The following is a 25,745-nucleotide window of genomic DNA, read 5'->3' as shown; positions in this document are numbered from 1 at the left end:
CCGCGTCAGTCCGACCTGGAGGTTCTTCGTGTATTTCATCGTCTCCTATCGCCGAGCCGCGGGCACGCGATTCGATGCCCGTTACTACGTCGAACAACACATTCCGCTGGTGGAAAAATCCTGGAAGCCGTACGGGCTCGACGCTATCGACGCTTTCTTTCCAGCACGTGAGGACAGCGAACTGATCGTCGTGGCGATGTGCCGTTTCAAGGCCAGTGCGGCGCTGGACGCTGCGTTCGCGTCCGCGGAGACGGCAGGCGTCATGGCAGATATCGATGCGTTCACCGACATCGAACCCGATCGGCTCATCACGGACGTGCTCTCGCGCGTGTCGTAGCGCCGATCGCGCGCCGCCATGCATCGGTTTCGGCCGGCGCCATCGGTCACTTGTCCGATGGCGCCGCGAACGATCGGGTGTCAGGATAGGCAGCCGTCACGCGATACCGGACCGGGAGGATCACTGCAATGTCGGGACGTCAGATCTTCATCGTCGCATTGGCGAGCGGCCTGCCGCGTGCGTTCGGCGTGCTCGCTATCGTGTCGGGCCTGTTTCGGATCGGCACCGCAGTGCATCGCGGGAAACACGCCGACGCGCCGGCGCAAATGGTCTCGGGTGGAGCGCGAATGGCGCTGGCCGGCGCGCTGCTTTCCTGCGAAGCCGTCGGTGCCGTCTACTTCGCAATCGCGACGTTGGGGTACGGTTGGGCCGACACCGACGCGACAGCCTCGGATCGCAGGGAACGGATCAACGACTGGTCGACTTGAATGGTGCAACCGCCATCTTCGATACGCGGGATAAGCCACCGGACAGGCGGAGCGTCAAAGGTCGCGCCGGCCCGACGGGCCGTCCGCGCACACACGAAAGCGAATCCGCGTCGCGGAGCGCGTCAGAGCAGCCCCAGCGCCGACGCCTTGAGGGTCGCCGCGGCGCGCGTCGAACATTCGAGCTTGCGGAACGCCTTCTCGACATGGGTGCGCACCGTGCTCGGACTCATCGCGAGCGCCTGCGCGACCTGCTTGTTGCTCGCGCCGCGGGAGATTGCCCGCAGGACGTCGATTTCCCGCGCGGACAGGCGCGGGCCAACGGCCGACGCGCCCGTGGCGATGCGCCGGGGCACGGGTGTTGAAGTTCGTAGATTCTGCTAATAGTGTCCGTTCGAGCGCTAATCGTGTCCAATGATTCCGCTAACGCGGGGCGGCGAACGTCAAGCTGAGGAAGTGAGCAGCGGCAGGTCGCTGGCGAGGTATTTCGTCGACGTGCGCTGAATTCCAAACGATGGAGTTGAAGCGCGACATGGGCGTGCACCACGGCTCAATGTCGACAGCCTCCCCCACCCTGGAAAACAGGCATTAAAGTCGCACCCCCGTCCTTTTGACGAGAGGTTTATTGTTGCGCATGCACCCAAGTTGTTGATCATCGGTTACGTGCACGCCATGCACTTGTCACGAGCGACTTTCCTCATTACGGCGCTCGTGAGCCACATCTATGATCCGGATAGCCCCGGCGTCGACGCGACGCAAGCGACCGCCCGGCCTAATACGTCGATCCAGCAACGCCACGTCCCCTAACGCGAGGCCAATCTGTACTCACTCGTCGAGACCTGCAAGGCCAACGGCATCGACCCGTATCGCTATCTCACCTGGCTGTTCCAACGCCTCCCGCTGGCGACCACCGTCGACGACTACGACGCGCTGCTGCCCTGGCAAATGCCGGCCGACCTGCGCTGATCCACTTCCTTACCGCACCTCAAGCGCTCCACCGATTTACTCTGAGGGACGTCGTTCGTGGATCGCAGTTTGGATCGCCACATGCAACTCACACCGCACTTCACACTCAAGGAATTTACGCGCAGCGATACCGCGCGTGCTCGGCAGGTCGACAACACACCGTCGCCTGCGACCGCTGCGATCTTGCGGCGGCTCGCGCAGACCCTTGAGCAGGGCGACCGCGGGGGTGTGCGGCAACACGCCACCCGGTTGTTTTTGGTGCGTGCTATGTGGGGTACTCGTTATTGCTGAATGGCGAGTTATTTTATTTCTTAATTTATATTTATTTCGTGTAATTGAGTGTAATTGATCTTCCGCGCGCGAGCTTCTATATTTTTTTGCGCGATCTTTCTTATTTTGCGCTGCAAATTCAAGCGGATTTGAATTTTTTGCCAAAATCATGATGGCTAGGTCGCATTCGTCGTCAAATTGAAAACCGGAGAACGAAAATGTCAAATTATGTGCAATATGGCAAGAATATCCGCATTAGCAATCTTTACGGAGGCGAAGGTAATCCCAGCTATCTCGGCATCAATACCAAACAGACTACGAGTATAACCAGTGCTCTGGACCCCATTGGAACGTACAAGTCATTTAGCGATTATGTAAATGAAACGCAATGGACAATAGGGTTGGTGGAATCCTCTGGCGACGGCAGCTCCGTTTATAGTGGCGATACGATTACCCTGGTAAATGCTAGTGATGGTGGCAATTTGGCATTATTCAACAGCTATGCCCCGAGCGATTCCGGCTACCCCGTGGCAACAACCACTGATACGGATGATGCTCTGGTTACTATCAACTGGACCATCATTATTACCACCAAAAAAAGCGGCAAAGATGTCGGCTTAAATTACGAGGACAACATAATTTTGGTGGCTAATTTTAATAATTTGGCAGGCGTTCTGGACACCAACGGCGCAGGTAATAATAAACCCTTCCAATATTTGGTCACGGGTTCGCGTCTCGCCAATCGTGACGGCGGTAGCGGCACATGGAAGGTACTGACAGTGCAGGGCTGAGCTTAAATTTCGTGAACCTCAACTGTTGGGGACACTGATGGCGGGCGTAGCCCGCCATCGGCAGAGCGGAAATAGATCGCTCAAATCTCGCAACATCGATTGTTCGGCAATCGAATCAATGCCGAACGGCATCGTGCGCAAAATAAAATTGTGGAGGCATCATGGCTTCTGTTTATGCCGTCTTATACGATAAGAGCGGTACGTTTCTAATGGCTAAAAAGCAGGTGAAGTCATATTATACCCAAGCCGACGGGGGGAAGGTCAATGCGCTTGGGTGGACGATAAATAGCGGTCCTGGAGAATATGCATTGCCTGGAGGCAAGCTAGAGGAACCTAACATCGAGGACGGTGCTAGGCGCGAGTTCTTGGAGGAAACTGGATTTAATTTGCCGCTTAGCCCCGATAATAATCCGCCGGAAACAGTGAAATTCAATGTGAAGGGTGAGGCATTGCCACCCAATGCAACGAACTTTGCTTTTTCGGCAGTATATTTTTGCGCAAGCGAAGAAGATGTGGAAAATACGTGGAATAATATATCAGAAATCGCCCTACCTAATTCCAGGGATATTGCCGGGGCGATTATGCGCAGAGACATTAAAAAATATTCAGAAATAACTTTATATGCAAGGAAGCACGGTATAAAAGAGTGGCCGGCCGATAACGAGCTGAAATGGGTTTGGCGCTGGAGTTTTTCCAATAAAAATGACTGGGCTAATATAGAATCAATGAAGAACGATGATAATATAGGTTGGTACTACTGCATTTTGGAGTATTTGTGCTTTCACATTCTAAATCGCAAAGCGTAAGGTTTTCGGGTGAATATTACTTTCAGGATTTAAATGTAGGCGCAAGGGGTTTATGCGGATGATCACGCCAAATACCGCGAAAGAACTCTCGCCGATCCACTCGATATTCTCATTATCTTTGGCGCGGGTGCCGTGGACATCTCGTCGGTGGGATCGAGTTGTGGCACTACACGCGGCATTGACGATCCTTACGTGCAACCATTCGTCGTAATCGGCGAGCCTGAAAATCGCCACAGGCGGTATTTATCATCAGATTCATGCATGCGAGCCGCAACAGGATGTCCGTCCGCAAAAGCAGTCAAACAGTTGTCTCAGCGTTACTCCGTTCGGCACCTCAAAGTGCCTTAACTGAACGGCATTACCGCATGTGCGGGCTTTTTCTATCGGTTTCTCTTCCGGAAATGTGACCGATGCCGATCCGTCGTCGGATCGTCGCGCACTTCCAATTCTAGTTGTGACGTGAAGCCAACGTGCCTCACTTTCATCGATTTCGCGGTAACAGGCGTCGTCATCGCGCAACTCGAACGCTTTCGCTACAGCAGCGGGACTCGGCGCCGGAAATGGTAAAACTCCGCAGCGTACAATGCCGCAGCCGCGTATATCCCAGATGTCTTCGTTTATTCCCAAGGTAATTCTCTCCGGTTCAAACAACTCGTCGACGATCTGCGCTGGCCTGTCGACTGACCGCATCTGGCCGGATGCAGCCCGACGCGTTTGACTATGGCTACCCCAGAGAAAACGCCAGCCATTCCCCATACCAGCCTTCCGCACCGGTCAATGCCCCCGGCCTGACCCACATCCCTACCGCCCACGCAACGCCTGTGCCAGCGCATCCCCCGCAGCCAGAATATGCGCGGACAGCGCCGCACACGCCGCGTCCACATTCCCCTCGCGTATCGCCCGAACGATGTCCCGATGTTCGTCGTTCGAGCGATCCTGCCAGTCGAGCTGCTGCCACGTCGCATACAGATGCCGTGAACTGGCCCGATGCATGTCGCCAATCGCGGCGACGAGCCGCGGCATCCCGCACGGCGCGGTCAACGCCCGATGAAACCTCAGATTCAGCGTGCCCAGCACGGCGATGCCACGCGCCGCGGCCTCCTGATCGAGGATCGCATCGAGTTCCTCCAGCGCCCGTGCATCGAGCGCGGGAATCGCCTCACGCAACGCCAGCGCCTCGAAAGCAGCACGCATCTTGGCCATTTCAAGCACGTCCGCCGGCTCGAGCGGCGCCGCCCGCACGCCTCGTCGCGGTTCCACCACGGCCAACCCCTGCGCTTCCAGCCGTCTGAACGCCTCGCGTACCGGCACATGACTCGCGCCGAACTCTGCCGCGATGTGGTCCTGACGCAGCCACTCCCCCGGCGCGATGACGCCCGAGATGATGCGGTCCGCCAATGCGATAGCGATCCGATCGGCCAGCGAGCGCTCCTCCTTGACTTCAAAGTTCATCCCGACCACCATGCATATATTATCTATAAAATTGTAACAAGATCGGAGGTCCGATGCACCGCCACCGCCCTGTCCGTCTGCAGCACATTGCCGGCATCGGCGTCGATCGCATGGGGTCGATCGCCGATCATGCCGACGTCGACCTTTTGCGACTCGAAAATCTCGATACCGACCTCCCCCCCACTTCGGAATCGCTCGCCTTCACCCGAGAAGCCATCCAGCGAGACTCGGCCAACTCCTATTTGCCCTTCGTCGGTCAGGACCGGCTGCGCGCGAGCGCTGCCGCCCACGTGTCGGCGCTTTCGGGGCAGCGCTTCACGGCCGACCAGGTGGTGGTGTCGGCGGGTGGACTCTCCGGCATTCTGAATACGCTGCTCGCCACCGTCGAGACGGGCGACGAAGTCATCGTCACCGATCCGACGTACGCCGGTCTGCTGAACCGCATCCGCCTGGCGGGCGGCGTGCCTAAGCAAGTCCCGTTCACCTTCACGCCGGGCAGCGAATGGAAGCTGGACCAGACGGCACTGCGGGCAGCAATCGGTCCGAAAACGCGGGCCATGCTGCTGATGTCGCCGTCGATGCCTTCGGGCGGCTTCTTCGATGCGTCCGACTGGCAAGTGATCGCGAGCCTGTGTGTGCAGAACGATCTGCTGCTGATCCTCGACAGCGCGATGGAACGGCTGCTTTTCGATGGACGTACGGTCATCCATCCCGCCGGCCTGCCCGGCATGGCCGAGCGTACGGTCACGGTCGGCGCGGCGTCGAAAGAGTTGCGCATGATCGGCTGGCGGGTCGGCTGGATCGTCGCGCCGGAATGGCTGATTCCGGATCTGGTGGCCGTGTCGCTCGCCAATGTCGTGGTACCGGTCGGCATAGCCCAGGAGGCCGCGGCGGTTGCGCTCGAACATTCCGCATCCGATCTGCCTGGCTACGTGAGCGAACTGGAGAGACGGCGGGATACGGTCGCCGCCGAACTGTCGGGACTCCCGTTCGGCATGCCGGCGGGCGGCTGGTCGATGCTGCTGCGCGTCGCCGATTTCGGTCTGACCGGATCGCAGATGTCGGAGCGGTTGCTGCGCCACGGCGTATGTGCGACGGCCATGACCGGATGGGGCGTCGCCCACGGCGAGCAGTACGTCCGTTTCGTGTTCTCGAACGAACCGGTCGACCGGTTGCGCACGCTCGGGGACAAGGTGCGCTTCGCACTGGAGGACGCATGACGGCCGCTCACGAGAAAGCAGAGTCGCGCGCCGGGCGTCCCTGGCTGGAAGTAGCCGGAATTCCGCGTGTGGTGGTCGAGCAAACTCACACAAGATCGATCCGCGTGACGTGATGCATCCGGCGCCGAGGCGGCGCGATGCCCCAGCCCCGGCCGGACGTAACGTCGCGCGAACGCCCTACCGCGCCACCGGCGGCCGCAGGATATCGCGCGGAATCGACGCGATCAACACGCAGCTGACCAGCAGGCAAGCCCCCAGCGCATAAGTCCCGTTGTTGATGTTGCCGGTCATCTGCTTGGCGACGCCGGTGATCATCGAGCCCGTGAAGCCGGACAGGTTCCCCACCGAGTTGATCAGCGCGATGCCGGCGGCCGCGGCCGTGCCGGACAGGATCTGCCCCGGAAAGGTCCAGTAGATCGGCATCAGCGCGAGGATGCCGCAGGTGGCAATGGTCAGGAATACGATCGACAGCGCCACGTTGTGCGCGAACGCCGCGCTCAGGATCAGGAAGACGCCGCCGATCAGCGCGGGAATCGCCGCATGCAGGCGGCGTTCGCCGGTCTTGCGCGAGTGCGACGCGTTCCACACCATCGCGAAGATCGCCGTCAGGTACGGAATGGCCGTCAGCACGCCGATGTGCAGCGGGCTGTGCACGCCCGACGCGCGGATGATCGACGGCAGCCAGAAGGCCAGCCCGTAGAAACCGGTATTGAACGTCAGCAGAATGAAGGTGAGCAACCAGACGCGCGGGCTGCGCAGCGCGGCGCCGATGCTGTGCGACTTGTGCGCGGCCTCGGATTCGAGGTTGCGCGACAGCACCGCCTTTTCGTCGGCGGACAGCCACTTCGCCGTCTGCGGGCCGTCGCCGAGGCAGGCCAGCACGATGAACGCCACCACGATCGACGGCAGCCCTTCGAGCAGCAGCATCCATTGCCAGCCGCTCATGCCCGACAGGCCGTGCGTCTGCTCCATCAGCCAGCCGGACAGCACGCTGCCGAGCGTCAGGCTCAGCGGGATCGCGACCAGGAAGCCCGACATCGCCACGCTCTGGCGCCGCGCCGGGAACCAGTAGTTCAGGTACAGGATGACGCCCGGGAAAAAACCCGCTTCGCACAGCCCCAGCAGGAAGCGCAGCGTGTAGAACATCGTGGTCGTCTGCACGTGGAAGAACTGCGCGAGCGGCACGATGAACGCCATCGACGACGACACGATGCCCCACGTGATCATGATCCGCGCAATCCAGAAGCGCGCGCCGTAGCGGTGCAACAGCAGGTTGCTGGGCATCTCGAACAGGAAATAGCCCCAGAAGAAGATGCTGGCGCCGAGCGCATAGACGCCGTCGCTCAGGTTCAGGTCGTCGAGCATCTGCAGCTTCGCGAAGCCCACGTTCACGCGGTCCAGGTAGGCCACGACGTAACAGAGCAGCAGCAACGGCAGGATGCGCCGCATGACCTTGCGGTAAAGGGCGTCTTCGGACGAGTCGGCCGCGGCCGGTGCGGCAGCGGCCTGCGTAAGGGATGGCATCGGTCTGTCTCCTGATTGTGTCGATCTTCTTCGTACCGTCGCGTGCGCTGCGCGCATCGATGTTACCGATAACATCCGGTGCCCAAAAAAAGCCGACGAGGCGACGGGAGCGATCGGCAAGCTGATACCGGTAACACATTCGACGGTAGCATGCGGCGACACGCGTGTACAAGCGCCGCCGAACGCGTGGTTTCCCTAGTGCGACTCTCACCGCGGCGGGCACGCCGCGCCCCGCCTGCGCGGTATGCCGCACCGGTATGATGTAGCCTTTCCTGCCTCCTCCCGATCGCGATTCCGATGCCCAGTCCCACCGCCGTCCGGCCCGCCGGGCCGCCCCGCATGTCCGACGTAGCGCGCCTCGCCGGCGTATCGAAGATGACGGTGTCGCGCGTGCTCGCCGGCCACAGCGTGGCCGCCGAGACGCGCGCACGGGTCTGCGAGGCCATCGACCAGCTCGGCTATGTGGCGGATGCCGCTGCCGGTGCGCTGTCGTCGGGGCGCTCGGAATTCGTCGCGGTGCTGGTGCCGTCGCTGTCGAGTTCCAACTTCTCGGACACCGTGCGCGGCCTGACCGATGCACTCGAGCCGCATGGTTTGCAATTGCTGCTCGGCGATACCGACTACGACCTCGAACGGGAAGAACGGCTCGTCCGGTCGATGCTGCGACACCAGCCGCGCTGCATCGCGCTGACGGGGTCGCAGCACACCGATGCGACGCGCAAGGTATTGGAGCGCTCGGCGATTCCGGTGGTCGAGATGTGGGACCTGCCCACGCGCCCGATCGACACCGCCGTCGGCTTCTCGAACGTGCGCGCCGCCCGTGCGATGGTGCGCCACCTGGCCGAGCGCGGTTACCGGCGCATCGGCTTTCTGGTCGGCGCGAGCGAACTGGATCGCCGCGGCCTGGACCGGCTCAAGGGCTACCAGGCGGAGATCAAGGCGCAGGGGCTGGGCGAACCGCGCGTCGTGCGGCTGGGCGAATCGCCGATCACGATGAGCCACGGCGGGCCGGCGATGGCCGCGCTGCTGGAGCAATGGCCGGATACCGACGCGGTGATGTGCGTGAGCGACATGTCGGCGTTCGGCGCGATCATGGAGTGTCACCGGCGCGGGCTCGCCGTGCCGGCCGATATCGCCGTGGCCGGCTTCGGGAACTTCGAAGTGGCGACATGCTGCCATCCGACCATCACGACCGTATCGGTCGACGCGTACGGCATCGGGCTGCGCACGGGCGAAGCGTTGCTGGCGGCGCTGCAAGCGCGTGACGGCGGCGAGCGGACCGAATCGAAAAGCATCCGTATCGACTACACGATCATCGCGCGGGAAAGCGCCTGACGGGCCGACGGCCGCACGCATCCCAAGACGCGACGCGCGCGGCTTCGTACCGGCCCCTGCCCCTCTCCGTCGCCACGCGCGCACGAAATCCCTTCCGCTGCGCAAAAAACCCGTGCTAACATCCAAACTATGTTACCGGTACCATCCGGCATGCAGAATGACAAAGGCCCCTCAGGAGACAGCCTGCCATGTCACACACCCCTCGCCGCCTGCGCAGCCAGGAATGGTTCGACGACCCCGCGCACGCGGACATGACGGCACTCTATGTCGAGCGCTTCATGAACTACGGGTTGACGCGCGAGGAACTGCAGTCGGGCCGCCCCATTATCGGCATCGCGCAGACGGGCAGCGACCTCGCGCCGTGCAACCGCCATCACATCGAGCTGGCCGAACGCACCAAGGCGGGCATCCGCGACGCGGGCGGCATTCCGATGGAGTTCCCCGTGCATCCGCTCGCCGAGCAAAGCCGCCGGCCCACCGCCGCGCTCGACCGCAATCTCGCGTACCTCGGGCTGGTGGAAGTGCTGCACGGCTTTCCGCTGGACGGTGTGGTGCTGACGACCGGCTGCGACAAGACCACGCCCGCGTGCCTGATGGCGGCCGCCACCGTCGACATGCCCGCGATCGTGCTGTCGGGCGGCCCGATGCTCGACGGCTGGCACGAGGGCAAGCGGGTCGGCTCGGGCACGGTGATCTGGCATGCGCGCAACCTGCTCGCGGCGGGCGAGATCGACTACGAAGGCTTCATGCAGCTGACCACGGCCTCGTCGCCGTCGATCGGCCATTGCAACACCATGGGCACCGCGCTGTCGATGAACAGCCTCGCCGAGGCGCTGGGCATGTCGCTGCCCGGCTGCGCGAGCATTCCCGCCGCCTATCGCGAGCGCGGCCAGATGGCTTACGCGACCGGCAAGCGCGCGGTCGAGCTCGTTCGGGAAGACCTGCGCCCGTCGACAATCATGACGCGCGCGGCATTCGAGAATGCGATCGTCGTCGCGTCCGCGCTGGGCGCATCGACCAACTGCCCGCCGCACCTGATCGCGATTGCGCGTCACATGGGCGTCGAACTGAGCCTGGACGACTGGCAGCGCCTGGGTGAATCGGTGCCGCTGCTCGTCAACTGCATGCCGGCCGGCGACTACCTCGGCGAGAGCTTCCACCGCGCCGGCGGCGTGCCCGCCGTGCTGCGCCAGCTCGATTCGGCCGGGCTGCTGCGGCGCGACTGCCTGACCGTATCGGGCCGCGCGATCGGCGAGATCGCCGACACCGCGCAGGACGCCGACCGCGACGTGATCCGCACGCCCGATGCGCCGCTCAAGCATGGCGCCGGCTTCATGGTGCTGTCGGGCAACTTCTTCGACAGCGCGATCATGAAGATGTCGGTGGTGGGCGACGCGTTCCGCCGCACCTACCTGTCCGAGCCGGGCGCGGAGAATACGTTCGAGGCGCGCGCGATCGTGTTCGACGGCCCCGAGGACTATCACGCGCGCATCAACGATCCCGCGCTGAACATCGACGAGCGCTGCATCCTCGTGATCCGCGGCTGCGGCACGGTCGGCTACCCGGGCAGTTCCGAAGTCGTGAACATGGCGCCGCCTGCCGAACTGGTGAAGCGCGGCGTGACGTCGCTGCCGTGCATGGGTGACGGACGCCAGAGCGGCACATCGGCCAGCCCGTCGATCCTGAACATGTCGCCGGAAGCCGCGGTCGGCGGCGGCCTCGCGCTGCTGCGCACGAACGATCGCGTGCGCGTGGACCTGAATCGCCGCAGCGTCGACGTGCTCGTCGACGAGGACGAACTCGCGCGCCGCCGCGAAACCGAAAGCTTCACCGTGCCGCAGGCGCAAACGCCGTGGCAGGAACTCTATCGCCGGTTCGTCGGCCAGCTGTCCACCGGCGGCTGCCTCGAACCGGCCACGCTGTACCTGAAGGTGATCGAGCAGCGCGGCAACCCGCGCCATTCGCACTGACCCACCGCCCCCGACTCTTGCCGAGCTGACCATGCATACGCCTTCCGTTTCCGATTGCCTGCCGCACGACCTCGACCACGCGCTGCTGATCGGCCGCGTCTGGCGGCACGACGGCGCCCACGCGGGCCCGAGCGTCGTCGCCGTGCGCGGCGGCGAAGTGTTCGACATCACACGCACCGTGCCGACCACCGCCGACCTGTTCGATCGCCCCGATGCAGTCGCCATCGCGCGCACCGCTGCCGGCGAATCGCTCGGCCGTGTCGAGCCGTTGTTGCAGGCCGCGCTGGACGGCACGCCGGGCGCGACGCACCTGCTCGCGCCGTGCGACGTGCAGGCGATCAAGGCGTGCGGCGTGACCTTTGCGGTCAGCCTGATCGAGCGCGTGATCGAGGAACAGGCGGGCGGCGATCCGGCCAAAGCGCGGGAGGTTCGCGACACCATCGCCGCGACCATCGGCACCGATCTATCGAAGATCGTGCCGGGCTCGGAAGCCGCGCTGCGCCTGAAGGCGGAGCTCGAACGCCGCGGCGCATGGTCGCAATACATGGAAGTCGGCATCGGCCCGGATGCGGAGGTGTTCTCCAAGGCGCAGCCGATGTCGGCGGTCGGCTTCGGCGCGGACGTGGGGCTGCTGCCCGTGTCGGTGTGGAACAACCCGGAACCGGAGATCGTGCTGGCGGTCGCCCGTGACGGCAGGCCGGTGGGCGCGACGCTCGGCAACGACGTGAACCTGCGCGACATCGAAGGCCGTTCGGCGCTGCTGCTCGGCAAATGCAAGGACAACAACGGCTCGTGCGCGATCGGCCCGTTCGTGCGGCTGTTCGACGACGGCTTCACGCTCGACAGCGTGCGGGCATGCAGCGTGTCGCTGCGCGTCGAAGGCGCGGACGACGGCTTCGTACTCGACGGAATCAGCCATATGCGCGAGATCAGCCGCGACCCGACCGACCTCGTCGCGCAGACCTGCGGCGCGCATCACCAATATCCGGACGGCTTCATGCTGTTCCTCGGCACGATGTTCTCGCCGATCCAGGATCGCGACGCGCCCGGCGGCGGATTCACGCATCACCTCGGCGACCGCGTCACGATCTCCACGCCCGCGCTCGGCGCACTCGTCAACACCGTGCGGCTTTGCACGGAGATCGCGCCGTGGACCTTCGGCGTGCGCGCGCTGTATGCGAATCTGGCGGCACGCGGGCTGCTTGCCTGAGCGGAACGGCAGCAACACCGGCCTCCCCACGGGTGATCGATCGCAGTCAGCCACGGCGTGGGCGACGTACAGCGGACCGGTGCAGGATACGAACGAAATCCCGCCCGTCGTCGTCGGGTGCGCCAGCCGGACTGGCTTCGCCGCGCCGCATGAAACCGGGGCCCGCCGGCCCCGTCACGCGAACCGTCACGCCGCCACCGCGCGCTCCGCGAGCCTGAACTCGCCGACCGTCTGCGCGAGCCGGGCCGCCTGCTCGCGCAGCGACGTCGCGGCAGCCGCCGATTGCTCGACCAGCGCCGCGTTCTGCTGCGTCGTATCGTCGAGCTGCGACACCGCCTGATTCACCTGCTCGAGCCCCGTGCTCTGCTCCTTCGCGGCGACGCTGATTTCGGCGATCACGCTCGTGATGTTGCGCACGCCGTCGACGATTTCGTCCATCGTCGCACCGGCCGTCTGCACGAGCCCGGAGCCGCCCCCGATCTTCTCGACCGATGAGTGGATCAGCTGCTTGATTTCCCCCGCGGCCTGCGCGCTGCGCTGCGCGAGCGCACGCACTTCCCCGGCGACGACCGCGAAGCCGCGGCCGTGCTCGTTCGCGCGGGCCGCCTCGACGGCGGCGTTCAACGCGAGAACGTTGGTCTGGAACGCGATACCGTCGATCACGCCGACGATGTTGGCGATCTCCGCCGACGCCTGCGTGATGTCGTTCATCGTCGACACGACGTCGCGCACGACCGTGCCGCCCCGCAGCGCGACGTCCGACGCCGATTCCGCCAGACGGTTCACCTGGCTCGCCGCATCGGCCGGGTTGCGGGCCGTGCCGGCGATCTCCTCGAGCGCGGCGGCCGTTTCCTGCAGGCTCGACGCCGCGTGTTCGGTGCGGGCCGACAGATCCCGGTTGCCCTGCGCGATCTCGGCGCTCGCGAGGTTCACGGACGTGCTGAAATCGCGGATCTGCCGCAGGATCGTACTGATCTTCTCGGCGAACGCGTTGAACGCTCTCGCGATCTGCGCGGCTTCGTCCGCGCCGTCGGCCGGCAGGCGCTTCGTCAGATCGCCGCTGCCGCTCGAGACGTCCGTGAGCGCGTCGCGCACTATCAGGATGTGCTTGAAGGCCGCGCTCGTCATCGCGCCGACCAGCGCCGCCGCGATGATGGCGACACACGTCGCAAGTATCCGTGCGCGAATTGATGACAGCATGATGACTTCGGTCTCCGTTACCGCGTGATTGAAATGGGATCGCTGAACAAGGCGAACCTGATCCGTTTAACGGCCCGGCGGGCGAAAACAGCGCCGTTCTCCGGCTCAGCGTGACGAATGCGGATCGCGGTCGGATTTATTTTGACGACAGGCAACCCGCAAACGATTGCCCCGCAGCGCCGGTCCTAAACCTTTCTTTCACCATTCCGTTAATCAGGAAATCTATTTGATAACCACAACCGGATTCCTCCCATGAACGATCGACGATTAACCGTTCGCACGAAGCTGATCATGGCTTTCGGACTTCTTACGTGTACGGTCGTGCTCGTCTCCATCGTCGGCATCGTCTCGCTCGGCAACGCGAACGCGGCATTCGACGACTATGTCAACGGCACCAACGCCCGCGCGAACCTGGCCGACAAGATTCGCTTCGCGGTCGACCGGCGCGCGATCGCCGCCCGCAACCAGGTCCTCGCGGCCAGCCCGCGCGACGCGGACATCGAGAAGGAAGCGGCGCTGCAGGCCGACCACGAAGTCGGCGCGCTGATGGGCGAACTGACGAATGCGGTCCGCGAGGGCAGCAGCGCATCCGACAAGGCGCGCGAACTGGTTCGGCAAATCGGGGCGGTCGAGGCGCAGTACGGCCCCGTGGCGCGCGCCATCGTCGACGCGGCGGCGAACAACCGGCGCGATCAGGCGATCACGATGATCAACGAACAGTGCCGACCGCTGCTGGCCCAGCTCGTCGCGGCCACCGACACGTATGCGACGTACTCGCGCGCGCGGGCCGATCAACTGGTGAAGGAATCGGACGACCGTTATACCTCGCGACGCCTGATGCTGATCGCGATCTGCATCGCCGCCGCCGCCGCGGCCGCGCTCTCGGGCCTCGTCATCACCCGCGGCCTGCTGCGCTCGCTGGGCACGGAGCCCGCCGTGCTCAGCGATATCGCCGGCCATATCGCCGCCGGCAATCTCGGCGCCGAAGCCACGACCGGCGCCGCGCCGGCCGGCAGCGTACTGGCTTCGATGCGCGACATGCAGGCGAACCTGATCCGCCTGATCTCGGAAGTCCGTACCGCATCGGACAACGTTGCGACCGGCGCCGGCGAAATCGCGTCCGGCAACCAGGACCTGTCGTCCCGCACCGAACAGCAGGCCGCGTCGTTGCAGGAAACCGCGTCGAGCATGGAGCAACTGACCTCCACCGTGCGCCTGAACGCCGACAATGCGCAACAGGCGAGCGGCCTGGCCAACAACGCATCGGAGGTCGCGCAGCGCGGCAGCTCGGCGGTCGGCCTGATGGTCGACACGATGACCGACATCAGCGCGAGCTCCGCCAAGATCGCCGAGATCACCGGGATCATCGAAGGGATCGCGTTCCAGACCAACATCCTCGCGCTCAACGCGGCCGTGGAGGCTGCCCGCGCCGGCGAACAGGGCCGCGGCTTCGCGGTGGTGGCAAGCGAAGTCAGAAGTCTTGCGCAGCGTTCGTCGAGCGCCGCGAAGGAAATTCGCGAGCTGATCTCGCAATCGGTCCGGAAAATCGAGGACGGCTCGCATATCGCGAACAACGCGGGCGATACGATGAGCGAGGTCACGCATGCGATCTCGCGCGTGACCGACATCATGGGCGAAATCGCCGCGGCGTCGAGCGAACAGAGTCGCGGCATCGAGCAGGTCAATCTCGCCATTACGCAAATGGACGAGGTCACCCAGCAGAATGCGGCGCTCGTCGAGCAGGCAGCCGCCGCCTCGAAGTCGCTCGAGGAACAGGGAAACCGGCTTGCCGAGGCCGTCTCGTTGTTCCGGCTCGACGCGCGCATGGCCAGCGCGTAGGTCGGCGCCCGCCGCCCTGCCGCCGGCTCACCTCGACACAGAGTTCGAGCGCCCGTGCGCGCGTCTCGGCGAGCAAGCGCAGCGCTTCGCCGAGCAAGCCCTTCTCCAGGTCGGAGAGATGATCGTCGCGGCCGATTTCGCCGATCGCCGGCTCGCTCATGCGGGTTTCCATCGCGGCTTCTCCTGTCCGATTGCGCACGCGGTCGCATGTCGCCTTTCGCGTCACATGACCGCGCCGCGCAGCCACGGCACGAACTCGCGTTCGCCGATGCCGTTGTCCTCGCTGCGGGATCGTCGTCCGGAGGCAACGTCGAGCATCAGCCGGAACAGCCGCTCGCCCGCTTCGCCGACCGAGAGCGAACCGGCGACGATCCCGCCGCTGTCGAAATCCATGTCCGATTGCATCCGCTCGTACAGGCCGGTCGTCGTCGCGATCTTGATCGTCGGCACCGGCTTCGAGCCGAACACCGAACCGCGGCCCGTCGTGAAGCACACGAGATTCGCGCCGCCGGCGATCTGCCCGGTGGCCGACACCGGGTCGTAACCGGGCGTATCCATGAACACGAGCCCCGCTTGCCGCACCGGCTCCGCATAGTCGTAGACCGCGCGCAGCGGCGAGCGGCCGCCCTTCGACACAGCGCCGAGCGATTTCTCGAGAATCGTCGTGATGCCGCCGGCGAGGTTGCCGGGCGACGGGTTGTTGTTCATTTCGCCGCCGTTGTCGGCGACGTAACGCTCCCACCACTGCAACCTGCCGAGCAGACGCTCGGCCACGTCGCGCGACGCCGCTCGCGCGATCAGCAGATGCTCGGCGCCGTAGATCTCGGGCGTCTCGGACAGAATCGCGGTGCCGCCGTTGCGGACCAGCAGATCGACGGCCGCGCCGAGCGCCGGATTCGCGGTGATGCCCGAGTAACCGTCGGAGCCGCCGCATTGCAGGCCGACCGTCAGCCGCGAGGCCGGCACGGCGCTGCGACGCGCGCCGTCGGCCGCCTCCAGCAACTCGCGCACGATCGACACGCCTTTGGCCACGGTGTCGCGCACGCCGCCTTCGTCCTGGATCACCAGCGTGCGCACGGTACCGGGTGCCGCCGCGTCGAGCCGCTGCGCGAGCGCGCCGACCTGGTTGACCTCACAACCGAGGCCGACGAGCAGCACGCCGGCGAAATTCGGGTTGCGCGCATAACCGACGAGCGTGCGTCGCAGCAGTTCGATGCCGTCGCCGGTCGCCGACATGCCGCAGCCGCTCTGATGGGTCATCGCGACGACGCCGTCGACATGGCCGAACGCGTCGAGCGCGCCGTGCCGGTATGCATCGGCGATCGCATGACAGACACTCGCCGAACAGTTGACGCTCGCGATCACGCCAACGTAGTTGCGCGTCCCCACGCTGCCGTCGGGACGCACGAATCCGTCGAAGGTATCGCGGCGATCGGCCGGAACGTCGTGCGTGTCGCCCGCCGGCCCGTCGTCGTGCGCATGCCGCTCAGGCATCCCGACGTTATGCACGTGCACGTGCTCGCCCGCGGCGATGTCCCGCAGCGCGACGCCGATCGGCTGCCCGCATTTGACGATCGCGTCGCCACGCGCGATCGGCGTGGTGGCGATCTTGTGGCCGGCCGGTATCGCGGCCGCCGGCCGCAGCGGTGCGCCGTGCACGTCGATCGGCACGTCCGGCGCCAGCGCATCGAGTGCGACGGCGACGTTATCGTTGCCGTGAAGGATCACGATGGTCGGTTGCTTCACGATGGTCTTCTCCCTGTCGTTGCGGCCACCGGTTCGCAGCGGGCGACGAGTTGCCGCAACCGCGGTTGTTCGGCCGCCAGCGCCAGCGAATCGGCGAGCGCGAGCAGCGGCTCGATCCGCCGCGCGACCTTCTCGCGATGGTTGACCGCGATATCGGCGATGCGATGCGCGAGAAACGGATTGAGAAAGCGCTCGCGCACGCTGTCGACGTAGTGTTCGGCCGTTTCGCGCAAGCCCAGCGCCACGAATACCGGCGCGACTTCATCGCGCCACACGGCTTCGAGACCGTCGCGCAACCGCGCATCGTTCATCGCGTCCCGCACCGTTTCCGATGCGTCGCGCCCCGCCGCGAGCCACTGCTCCGCGAGCCAGCTGTGCCCGAGATTGAGGAAGAACAGCTTCAGGCGCTCGTGGCTGCGCAAATCGTCGGTGACGACGACCTGAGCATGCGTGCACGGCAGCGCCATGCCGGCACGCCGCTCGATCGCCCACAGCGCGTAGGGCTCCGCGATCGCGCCGACCGGATGGAGCGGCTCGGACACGATGCGGTCGACGAGCGAGTTGACCCACACGCAGCGGTTGCCCAGATAGTCGGCGAACGCGTCGGGCAGCCGCCACTGGCGCGCGAGGTCCAGCACGATGTCGCGCAGCGTGTCGCCGTTGTCCGTCACCAGTTCGCAAGGCAGGATGGAGACGCCGTCATCGGGCCGCACCTGCCAGCGCGCATGCAGCAGCGCGAGCAGCTTCGCCGGAAAGCCGTGCGGTGCGTGCTCCTGCTGGGCCAGCAGGTCCACGGTGTCGCGTGGATCGGCGCGATACCCTGCGTCGCCGGTGTTCGACACGATGACGCGTACGGTCTCGATCGCGGCACCGCGTATCTCCGCCCAGTCGTGCTCGGCGTCCCACGCGCGATGCACGGCGCGGCACTCGACGACTTCGTCGACCACGCCGCCGCGGTCGCGCCCGCGAATCCGCACCGGATAGCGACCGGTGGCGCGCAGCGCGTCGATGCGGGCGCGGCTGGCCGGATTGCCGGTCGTCTGCACGATGCCGATGCCGCCCATCGCGTTGCCGTCGTCCAGCGCCTGCGAGACGAACAAGTCGACGTGCGCGAGCAGGAAGCGGCTCGTGCCGAACTGGAGGATCGGCGGCGTCATCGCATGCGCTCCGCGTGCCGGATTCGATCGATCAGCATTCGACGAGCGCCTTCACGACGGTCTGCCCCGCATCGAGCAAACGCGGCAGCGCATCCGGCACCTCTTCGAGCCGCATCCGGTGCGTGTTCAGCGCGCGGTCCGGAATACGCCCCCCGCGCATCGCGTCGAGCACCGTCGCGAAATCCTCGGCCGTCGCATTGCGGCTCGCGAGCAGCGTGGCTTCCCGCTTGTGGAATTCGGGATCCGAAAAGGCGACGTGCCCGCGCACGATCGAGATCAATGTGTATTTGCCGCCATGCGCGACGAATTCGAAACCGCGATTCATCGCATCGAGGTTGCCTGTGGCGTCGAACACCGCATCGAAATACTCGCCGTTCGTCAACGCCGCGAGACGCGCCGCGTCATCCTCGCCCACCTCCACGGTCGCATCAACCGTCAGATGTTGCCGGCAAAACGCCAGTCGATCCGCCCGCGTGTCGAGGCATGTGACGTCGGCGCCACGCAGCTTCGCGAAGATCATCGCGGCCATGCCGATCGGCCCGGCGCCGACGACCAGCGCGCGCTGCCCGGCGCGGACGTCCGCGCGCCGCACCGCATGCGCGCCGATCGCGAGGAATTCCAGCATCGCCGCCTGGTCGAGCGAAATGCCGTCGGCCTTGTGAACGAACTGCGCAGGCACGCTCAGGTATTCGGCGAGCGCGCCGTCGCGATGCACGCCGAGCACCTTGATGTTCACGCAGCAATTCGTGTTGCCGTGCCGACAGGCGATGCAGTGCCCGCACGACAGATACGGCATCACGTACACCGCGTCGCCGACGCCGAGCCCCGACTCGGGTTCCGCCTCGACGACGACCGCCGAAAGCTCATGGCCCATCACGCGCGGATAGTCGAGGTACGGCTGGTTGCCGGTGAAGATATGCAGGTCGGTGCCGCAAATGCCGACCCGTTGCACGCGCAACAGTACTTCGCCGCTGCCGCGTACGGGCAGTTCGCGCTGCTGCACGCGCAGCACGCCGGGGGATTCGCAAATCACGCTGAGCATGTCGGGTTCCTTTCGTTCTGGTTCATTCGTCGTGGCGTGCGGTGTCGATCCGGTAGAAGCGGTGTGCGTTGCCGCCGAAGAGGCCGTCCAGCGCCGCGGCGCCGAGCAACCGTGCGCAATCGTCCTCGCACGCGGCCAGCCATTCGCCGTAGCCGCCGCACGCCGACGCCAGCCGCAGCACCGGCCAGTCGCTGCCCCACATCAGGCGCGTCGGCCCGAACAGCTCGGCCAGCGCGTGGACATACGGCCGCGTGCGCGCGCGCACGGCGTCGGGCCCAGCCGACGGCCCTGCTTCGGTCCAGAGGCCGGACAGCTTGCAATGAAGGTTCGGCAGGCGCGCAAGCCGGCCCATCGCCGACAGCCACGGCTGCCATTCGCCGCGCTCGATGAACGGCTTCGCGCCATGGTCGATCACGATCGGCAGATCCGGATGGCGTCGCGCGAATGCATGCAGCGCATCGAGATGACGCGGCATCACCAGTGCATCAAAACGCAGCCCGTGCTCGAGCATCGCGGCGACCGCGCGATCCAGCCGCGGATCGTCGATCCACGTGTCGTCGGGCAGATCCTGCAGCATCGGTCGCAAGCCGCGCGCCTTTGGCGCGGACGCAAACGCCGCGATCCGCGCCGGTGCGTCGTCGGCCTTCAGGTCGACCCAGCCGACCACCGCGCCGACGCTCGGCGTTTCGTCCGCGAGATCGAGCAGAAAGCGCGTGTCGGCTTCGCTCGGCAGCGATTGCACGAGGACGGTGGTGTCGATGCGCGCAGCGTCGAGCAGCGGCGCCAGATCGGCCGGGCCGAAATCCCGGTGAATCGCATCGAGTTCGGCCGGCGGCCAGCAGCCGGCCCGTGCGTCGATGCGCCAGTAGTGCTGATGGGCGTCGATGCGCATGGTCATGCGTGGGCTCCCGGAACCGGCGCGTGCGCCGCGATCAACCCTTCGTCGCGCAGCGCATCCCACAGTTCGGCCGGCGCGGGACGCTCGAACCAGTCGACGTTCTGCTTCAACTGCGCCACGCTGCGCGCGCCGACCACGCACGATACGACGGCTGGATGACCGAACGGAAACTGCAATGCCGCGGCGGGAAGCGGCACGTCGAAGCGGTTGCACAGCGCGCCGAGCCGCGTGGCCTTGTCGATCACGTCGGCGCTCGCGTCCGCATAGTTGAACTTGCCGTTGCCGGCGAGCAGGCCGGAATTGAACACGCCGCCGATCACGATCGCCGTCCCGTCACGGGCGCACGCGTCGAGCAGCGGTTCGAGCGCCGTCTGTTCGAGCAGCGTGTAGCGGCCGGCCAGCAGCACCGCATCGAGCGCCGCTTCGTTCAGCGCGTCGGCCGCGACTTCCCATTCGTTCACGCCGAGACCGAACGCGCCGATCTCGCCGCTGGCGCGCAGCGCATCCAGCGCGCGAAACCCGCCGCCGCGCGTCAACTGTTCCCAGTAGTGCGCATGACGATCGCCGTGCGTCATCGCGCCGATGTCGTGCACGTACAGCATGTCGATCCGCGCGAGCCCGAGCCGTTGCCGGCTGTCGTCATGCGAGCGCATGATGCCGTCGTAGCTGTAGTCGTAGACGGGCCGGAACGGCAGCGGCTCGGCCCAGCCGTCGTCGCCCGGCCGCACGCTCGCGTCGGCGCGCATCAGCCGCCCGACCTTCGTGCTGAGCGTGAACGCGCTGCGCTCGCGCGGAGCGAGCCCCGCCCCCACGCGCCGCTCGGACAGCGTGTAGCCGTAATACGGCGCGGTGTCGAAGTAGCGCAGGCCGGCAGCCCACGCGGCGTCGACCAGCGCGGCGGCGTCGGCCGCCGACATCGGCCGATAAAGGCCGCCGAGCTGCGAGCAGCCGAGGCCGAGCGCGGACACCGTCAGCCCGCTGCGCGGCAAGGTGCGCGTATCGTTTGCGTTCATGAGTGGTGACTCGATGCGTGCAAGCGGGACGGGCGATCAGTACAGGACATTCTTCGCTGCCTGCGAATCGAGGTTCTGCTTGTCGACCATCACGACGCCGGTATCGATCAGCTTCGGCGCGGGCTTGCGCTCGATCACGTCGAGCGCCGTGCGCACGCCCTGGTTCCCCATCTGCCACGAGCCCTGCACGGCGATCGCCTGCACGGTGCCGTCGCGCACGAAGCCCTGCAGGTCCTCGTTGCCGTCGAACCCGATCGCCACCACCTTGCCCGCCTTGCCCGACTGCTTCAGCGCACGGCCCATGCCGACTGCGGTCGGCTCGTTCGCGCCGAAGATGCCCTTCAGGTCCGGGTTCGCCGACAGCACGTCGGTCGTCTGGTTCAGCGCGGTCGCCATTTGCGATTGCGAGTAGTACGGGCCGACGACCTGCAGCTTCGAATGGCTCTCGATGTACTTGCGGAACCCGCCGACGCGGCTGACCTCGGAGCCCGCGCCCGGTACGTACGACATGATCGCGATCTTGCCCGACTGCCCGACGCGGTCGATCAGCGCCTTCGCGCACAACGCGCCCGCCTTCTCGTTGTCGGTCGACAGGAATGCCTGGTAGTACGGCTTGCCCGCGTCCGCGATCGCCGAGTCGATCAGCACGACGGGAATGTGCGCTTCCCACGCCTTCTTGATCGCGGGCACGAGCGCATCGGGATCGGACGGCGCGAGCACGATGCCCGCCACATGACGCGTAACCGCGTTGTCGACCATGTTGACCTGCCCGCTGATGTCGGACTCGGCCGCCGGGCCCTGGAACGTCATCGTGTAACCCTTGGCGCCGCCGAGCGCCGCCTTCGCGCCCTTCTGCACGTTCTGCCAGTAGTTCGAATTGACCGTCTTGACGATCACGGCGATCTCGCCGCCCGCCGCATACGCGCCGCTGCTGCACACCGCGAACACGCACGCCGATGCCGCCAGCAGGATGGATTTGTTCATGTCTCGCTCCGCTTCTCGTTGGTAGGGACTGCTTGCTGCCGGTCAGGGCCGGCGATTGCGCAACTGGTCGATCCACACCGTGCCGAGGATCACGACGCCGATGATGATCTGCTGGATGAAGCTCGACACGCCGTTCATGTTCAGGCCGTTGCGCAGCACGCCGATCACGAACGCGCCGATCGCCGTGCCGGAGATCGTGCCGACGCCGCCCATCAGCGACGTGCCGCCGATGACCGAACTGGCGATCGCGTCGAGCTCGTACATCACGCCTTCGTTCGGCTGCCCGGTGACGAGCCGCGACATCAGCACGCAACCGGTCACGCCCGCGAGCGCGCCGGACAGCACGTAGGTGAACAGCTTCACGCCCTGCACGTTCACGCCCGACAGCCGGGCGGCTTCCGCGTTCGACCCGACCGCGTAGATATGGCGGCCGAGCGACGTTCTCGACAGCAGCACGGACACCACGACGAACAGCACGACCATGATCACGACCGGATACGGAATGCCGGGAAAGGTCGTGTCGGGGAACCCGTCCGCGCCGATGCGCGAGATCCGCAGCAGCGCGCCGTTGCCGAGCGCGCCGAACGCATCGCCGAGATCCGATACCGGCCGCGCGCCGGTGATCTGCAGCGCGATGCCGCGCGCGACGAGCATCATGCCGAGCGTCGCGATGAACGGCGGCAGGCCCATCTGCGTCACGCAGATGCCGTTGACGAGCCCGCACAGCGCGCCGACCAGGATGCCGGCCGCCATCGCCGCGGGCACCGGCGCGCCGGCCTTGACCAGCAGCGCCGCGCACACGCCGGACAGCGCGAGCACCGAGCCGACCGACAGGTCGATGCCGCCCGTGATGATCACGCAGGTGGCGGCCACGCCCAGATAGGCGATCGACGTGACCTGCAGGCCGACCGTCATCAGGTTGTCGACCGAGAAGAACGCCGCGCTCGAGATCGAGAACGCGAACACGAGCACGACGAGACTGCCCAGCGCCGCGAACTTCTGGATCAGGTCGCGCCGCCGCTGTCGCGCCGCCCGTTCGTCGGCCTGGCTTCGATCGGATGTCATTTCAAGCATGGGAACGCCCCGACGCGTAGTGCATGATCTCCTCCTGACTGGTGTGTTTCGTATCGAGAAATGCGGTCAATCGACCTTCGTGAAAAACGGCGATCCGGTCGGTCATGCCGAGCAGTTCGGGCAGTTCCGAACTGATCAGCACCACGCCGACGCCGTCGGCGGCGAGCCGGTCCATCAGCCCGTAGATCGCGAATTTCGCGCCGACGTCGATGCCGCGCGTCGGCTCGTCGAAGAACAGGATCTTCGAGCCGCGGTACAGCCATTTGCCGATGACGACCTTCTGCTGGTTGCCGCCGGACAGGTTTCGGACGCGCTGGTGCACGGACGGCGTGCGAATCGCGAGGTCCTGCACGTAGCGGCGCGCGACGTCGAGTTCGTCGTTGAAGCGCAGGAATCCGAAGCGTGACGTGATGCCGCGCACGTTCGCGAGCGTGAGGTTCGCCGCGACGGGCATCGGCAGCGCGAGACCCTCCTTCTTGCGGTCCTCCGACAGATACGCGATGCCGTGCCGGATCGCCTCGCGCGGCGAGCGGATCGTCACGGGCCGGCCGTGCAGCCCGATCGTGCCGCCGTCGGGGCGATCCGCGCCGAAGATCGCGCGGGCGATCTCGGTGCGCCCGGCGCCCATCAAGCCCGCGAAACCGAGGATCTCGCCGCGGCGCAGCGCGAACGACACCGGCCCGAACACACCGTCGCGGCGCAGGTCCCGCACGTCCAGCAGCACCTCGTCGGTCGGCACCGATTGCCGCGACGGATAGGCGTCGTCGAGCGTGCGTCCGACCATGCGCGCGACGATGTCGTCGATGCTCACGTCGGCAAAAGCGTCCGTCGAGATGTGGCGCCCGTCGCGCAGCACCGTCACGCGATCGACGATCTGCGCCATTTCGTCGAGCCGGTGCGAGATATACAGAATCGCCACGCCGTCGGCGCGCAGTTCCTCGATGATGCGAAACAGCTGCACCGTTTCCGTTTCGGTCAGCGACGACGTGGGTTCGTCCATGATCAGCACACGCGCATCGTGCGACAGCGCCTTCGCGATCTCGACCATCTGCTGCTGCGCGATGGACAGCACGCCGACCTTCGTCGTCGGCGCGACGTTCAGGCCGATGCGCGCGATGCAGCGCGCCGCCTCCGCGTTCATGCGTTTCGTATCGACGAACGGCCCGCGCCGCGGCTCGCGCGCGAGGAACAGGTTCTCCGCCACGCTCAGGTGCGGGACGAGATTGAGCTCCTGATGAATGATCGAGATGCCGGCCGCCTGCGCTTCGGAGGCGGAATGAAACCGCACCGGCGCGCCGCGATAGTGGACGACACCGTCGTCGGGCAGGTACTGGCCGCTGATGATCTTCATCAGCGTCGATTTGCCTGCGCCGTTCTCGCCGCACACCGCATGCACCTCGCCGCGGCGCAGGTCGAGGCGAATCCCGTCGAGCGCGAGGACGCCGGGGAAGCGCTTGCGAATCCCGTCCAGGCGCAGGATCTCCCGGTCCGGTTCGTCCTGCGCGGCCTGACCGGGCAGATTGCGAGGCATTGCCATTGCGTCTCCTGGGGATGGATCGACCTCGACACTAACCGGTCAGTCCAATTTGGATGAATTACAGCAATCAAAGCCATTTTGGTCAAGCCAATTTAATTATTCACATCTGATCTTACCAATAGTGAAAACCCGGACATCCGGATGAACGCGCCGCTACACGGGGCGATGCGTCCGGCGTGATAGACTCCGCGACACGCGCTTGCGCCCGAAGCGCATTGATCCCTATCACTCGGATGAAATCGACAGAACCCAAGCGGCTTTACCAATCGGTCGCGGCCCAGATCGTCGCGTTGATTCGCCAGGGCGAATTCGCGATCGGCGAGCGGCTGCCGCCCGAGCGCGAGCTGGCGCTGACGCTCGGCGTGTCGCGGCCGTCGCTTCGGGAGGCGCTGATCGCGCTGGAAATCGGCGGGCAGATCGAAATCCGGATGGGCTCCGGCGTCTATGTGCGCGATACGGCCGCCGACGCTGTCGGCCCGATGGCCACGCTCGGCGACAGTCCGTCGGAATTGATGCAGGCTCGCGCGGCCGTCGAAGGCAGCGTCGCCGCGCTGGCCGCAGCGCGGATGACGGCCGCCATGCTCGAGCGGCTGCGCCGCACCGTTCAGCGCATGAAGCGGCTCGCGGAGGCCGGCAAATCCCCGGTCGAAGCCGACCGGCAGTTCCACATGCTGATCGCGGAAGCCGCCGGCAACTCGGTGCTCACCCGCTTCGTCGGCGAGCTGTTCGACAGCCGCCACGACCCGATCGCGGCCGCGATGCGCGGCCATGCGGAGAATCCGCAGACGTGGACCGCCGCGGTGCGCGAGCACGAGGACGTGCTGCTCGCGTTGCAGGCCGGCGATCCGATCGCCGCGCAGACGGCCATTCGCGCGCATCTTCGCGCGTCGGAAGCGCGGTGGATCGAGGGTGGGCTGAAAGCCGATCCGGATTGAGCTGAACACGCACG

21 protein-coding genes and 3 pseudogenes are annotated in these 25,745 nt (G+C 65.6%); 12 read left to right on the top strand and 12 right to left on the bottom strand.

From position 1 onward, the window contains the following. Positions 1-28: 28 nt before the first annotated feature. On the top strand, positions 29-337 hold the full coding sequence (locus tag E9536_RS23465; RefSeq protein WP_136470857.1) for an EthD family reductase: 309 nt from the start codon (positions 29-31) through the stop codon (positions 335-337). Positions 338-465: 128 nt separating this feature from the next. Then, entirely contained in the window at positions 466-765 is a 300-nt protein-coding gene (locus tag E9536_RS23460) for a hypothetical protein (protein WP_059699531.1), read from the top strand. Positions 766-887: 122 nt separating this feature from the next. On the opposite strand, the pseudogene E9536_RS23455 reads toward E9536_RS23460, so the two are convergent. Continuing rightward, positions 888-1,082, bottom strand: a pseudogene (locus E9536_RS23455) (LuxR C-terminal-related transcriptional regulator); the annotation flags it as partial. A 493-nt stretch (positions 1,083-1,575) separates the two neighbouring features. Between E9536_RS23455 and E9536_RS23450 the strand changes: the two are divergent. The 4 genes and pseudogenes from E9536_RS23450 to E9536_RS23435 all read left to right on the top strand — a co-directional run. After that, positions 1,576-1,728, top strand: a pseudogene (locus E9536_RS23450) (transposase domain-containing protein); the annotation flags it as partial. Between the two features lie 81 nt (positions 1,729-1,809). Next, the gene (locus tag E9536_RS42165) at positions 1,810-2,019 is read left to right on the top strand and encodes a hypothetical protein (protein ID WP_247873498.1); all 210 of its coding nucleotides are present in this window, start codon (positions 1,810-1,812) and stop codon (positions 2,017-2,019) included. A 197-nt stretch (positions 2,020-2,216) separates the two neighbouring features. Next, positions 2,217-2,789, top strand: coding sequence for a hypothetical protein (locus tag E9536_RS23440; RefSeq protein ID WP_133295599.1), 573 nt, complete (start codon positions 2,217-2,219; stop codon positions 2,787-2,789). 161 nt (positions 2,790-2,950) lie between these two features. After that, positions 2,951-3,595 carry an NUDIX hydrolase gene (locus E9536_RS23435; protein ID WP_136470855.1) on the top strand — a complete coding sequence of 215 codons (645 nt, stop codon included), beginning with the start codon at positions 2,951-2,953 and terminating at the stop codon, positions 3,593-3,595. An 801-nt stretch (positions 3,596-4,396) separates the two neighbouring features. Here the strand turns inward: E9536_RS23435 and E9536_RS23430 are convergent. After that, positions 4,397-5,047 carry a GntR family transcriptional regulator gene (locus E9536_RS23430; protein ID WP_226113078.1) on the bottom strand — a complete coding sequence of 217 codons (651 nt, stop codon included), beginning with the start codon at positions 5,045-5,047 and terminating at the stop codon, positions 4,397-4,399. A gap of 53 nt (positions 5,048-5,100) precedes the next feature. Here E9536_RS23430 and E9536_RS23425 point away from each other — a divergent pair, with 53 nt between their 5' ends. Then, positions 5,101-6,267 carry a pyridoxal phosphate-dependent aminotransferase gene (locus E9536_RS23425; protein ID WP_136470851.1) on the top strand — a complete coding sequence of 389 codons (1,167 nt, stop codon included), beginning with the start codon at positions 5,101-5,103 and terminating at the stop codon, positions 6,265-6,267. 177 nt (positions 6,268-6,444) lie between these two features. On the opposite strand, the gene E9536_RS23420 is transcribed toward E9536_RS23425, so the two are convergent. Further along, on the bottom strand, positions 6,445-7,791 hold the full coding sequence (locus E9536_RS23420; RefSeq protein WP_136470849.1) for an MFS transporter: 1,347 nt from the start codon (positions 7,789-7,791) through the stop codon (positions 6,445-6,447). A gap of 297 nt (positions 7,792-8,088) precedes the next feature. On the opposite strand from E9536_RS23420, the gene E9536_RS23415 reads away from it, so the two are divergent. The 3 genes from E9536_RS23415 to E9536_RS23405 all read left to right on the top strand — a co-directional run bounded on the left by E9536_RS23415 (position 8,089) and on the right by E9536_RS23405 (position 12,306). Further along, positions 8,089-9,126 (top strand): LacI family DNA-binding transcriptional regulator, encoded by a 1,038-nt coding sequence (locus E9536_RS23415; protein ID WP_174392705.1) that lies wholly within the window; start codon positions 8,089-8,091, stop codon positions 9,124-9,126. A gap of 188 nt (positions 9,127-9,314) precedes the next feature. Next, positions 9,315-11,096, top strand: a complete 1,782-nt coding sequence (locus E9536_RS23410) for an IlvD/Edd family dehydratase (RefSeq protein WP_048027410.1) — start codon at positions 9,315-9,317, stop codon at positions 11,094-11,096. Between the two features lie 31 nt (positions 11,097-11,127). After that, complete coding sequence (locus E9536_RS23405) at positions 11,128-12,306, top strand: fumarylacetoacetate hydrolase family protein (protein ID WP_027792844.1); 1,179 nt, start codon at positions 11,128-11,130, stop codon at positions 12,304-12,306. A gap of 186 nt (positions 12,307-12,492) precedes the next feature. Here the strand turns inward: E9536_RS23405 and E9536_RS23400 are convergent. Beyond that, positions 12,493-13,467 (bottom strand): annotated as a pseudogene (locus tag E9536_RS23400) (methyl-accepting chemotaxis protein); the annotation flags it as partial. 291 nt (positions 13,468-13,758) lie between these two features. Between E9536_RS23400 and E9536_RS23395 the strand changes: the two are divergent. Further along, complete coding sequence (locus E9536_RS23395) at positions 13,759-15,345, top strand: methyl-accepting chemotaxis protein (RefSeq protein WP_136470847.1); 1,587 nt, start codon at positions 13,759-13,761, stop codon at positions 15,343-15,345. Between the two features lie 222 nt (positions 15,346-15,567). Here the strand turns inward: E9536_RS23395 and E9536_RS23390 are convergent, their stop codons facing one another. From E9536_RS23390 to E9536_RS23355, 8 genes are read right to left on the bottom strand one after another with little or no spacing between them, the layout of a single operon-like run. Beyond that, a complete protein-coding gene (locus E9536_RS23390; protein ID WP_136470845.1) occupies positions 15,568-17,091 on the bottom strand; it encodes an altronate dehydratase family protein in 1,524 nt (507 codons plus the stop codon). Continuing rightward, entirely contained in the window at positions 17,088-18,248 is a 1,161-nt protein-coding gene (locus tag E9536_RS23385; protein WP_136470843.1) for a mannitol dehydrogenase family protein, read from the bottom strand. The genes E9536_RS23390 and E9536_RS23385 overlap by 4 nt, the downstream gene beginning before the upstream one ends. 31 nt (positions 18,249-18,279) lie before the next feature. Next, positions 18,280-19,290 (bottom strand): zinc-binding alcohol dehydrogenase family protein, encoded by a 1,011-nt coding sequence (locus E9536_RS23380; protein ID WP_027792848.1) that lies wholly within the window; start codon positions 19,288-19,290, stop codon positions 18,280-18,282. A 22-nt stretch (positions 19,291-19,312) separates the two neighbouring features. Further along, positions 19,313-20,188: an amidohydrolase family protein gene (locus E9536_RS23375; protein WP_081066322.1), complete on the bottom strand. Its 876-nt coding sequence runs from the start codon at positions 20,186-20,188 to the stop codon at positions 19,313-19,315. After that, positions 20,185-21,201 carry an aldo/keto reductase gene (locus tag E9536_RS23370; protein ID WP_059699559.1) on the bottom strand — a complete coding sequence of 339 codons (1,017 nt, stop codon included), beginning with the start codon at positions 21,199-21,201 and terminating at the stop codon, positions 20,185-20,187. Before E9536_RS23370 ends, E9536_RS23375 begins: the two co-directional genes overlap by 4 nt. A gap of 36 nt (positions 21,202-21,237) precedes the next feature. Continuing rightward, positions 21,238-22,185, bottom strand: a complete 948-nt coding sequence (locus E9536_RS23365) for an ABC transporter substrate-binding protein (RefSeq protein ID WP_059699561.1) — start codon at positions 22,183-22,185, stop codon at positions 21,238-21,240. Between the two features lie 42 nt (positions 22,186-22,227). Next, the gene (locus tag E9536_RS23360; protein ID WP_027792852.1) at positions 22,228-23,259 is read right to left on the bottom strand and encodes an ABC transporter permease; all 1,032 of its coding nucleotides are present in this window, start codon (positions 23,257-23,259) and stop codon (positions 22,228-22,230) included. Beyond that, positions 23,252-24,796: a sugar ABC transporter ATP-binding protein gene (locus E9536_RS23355; RefSeq protein ID WP_136470841.1), complete on the bottom strand. Its 1,545-nt coding sequence runs from the start codon at positions 24,794-24,796 to the stop codon at positions 23,252-23,254. Before E9536_RS23355 ends, E9536_RS23360 begins: the two co-directional genes overlap by 8 nt. A 233-nt stretch (positions 24,797-25,029) precedes the next feature. Between E9536_RS23355 and E9536_RS23350 the strand changes: the two genes are divergently transcribed. Continuing rightward, complete coding sequence (locus E9536_RS23350; RefSeq protein WP_027792854.1) at positions 25,030-25,731, top strand: FadR/GntR family transcriptional regulator; 702 nt, start codon at positions 25,030-25,032, stop codon at positions 25,729-25,731. Positions 25,732-25,745 lie beyond the last annotated feature (14 nt).

It is taken from the genome of Burkholderia sp. LS-044, assembly GCF_004803625.1.
Lineage (GTDB): Bacteria > Pseudomonadota > Gammaproteobacteria > Burkholderiales > Burkholderiaceae > Burkholderia > Burkholderia cepacia.
This window is presented reverse-complemented; position numbering and strand designations above follow the sequence as displayed.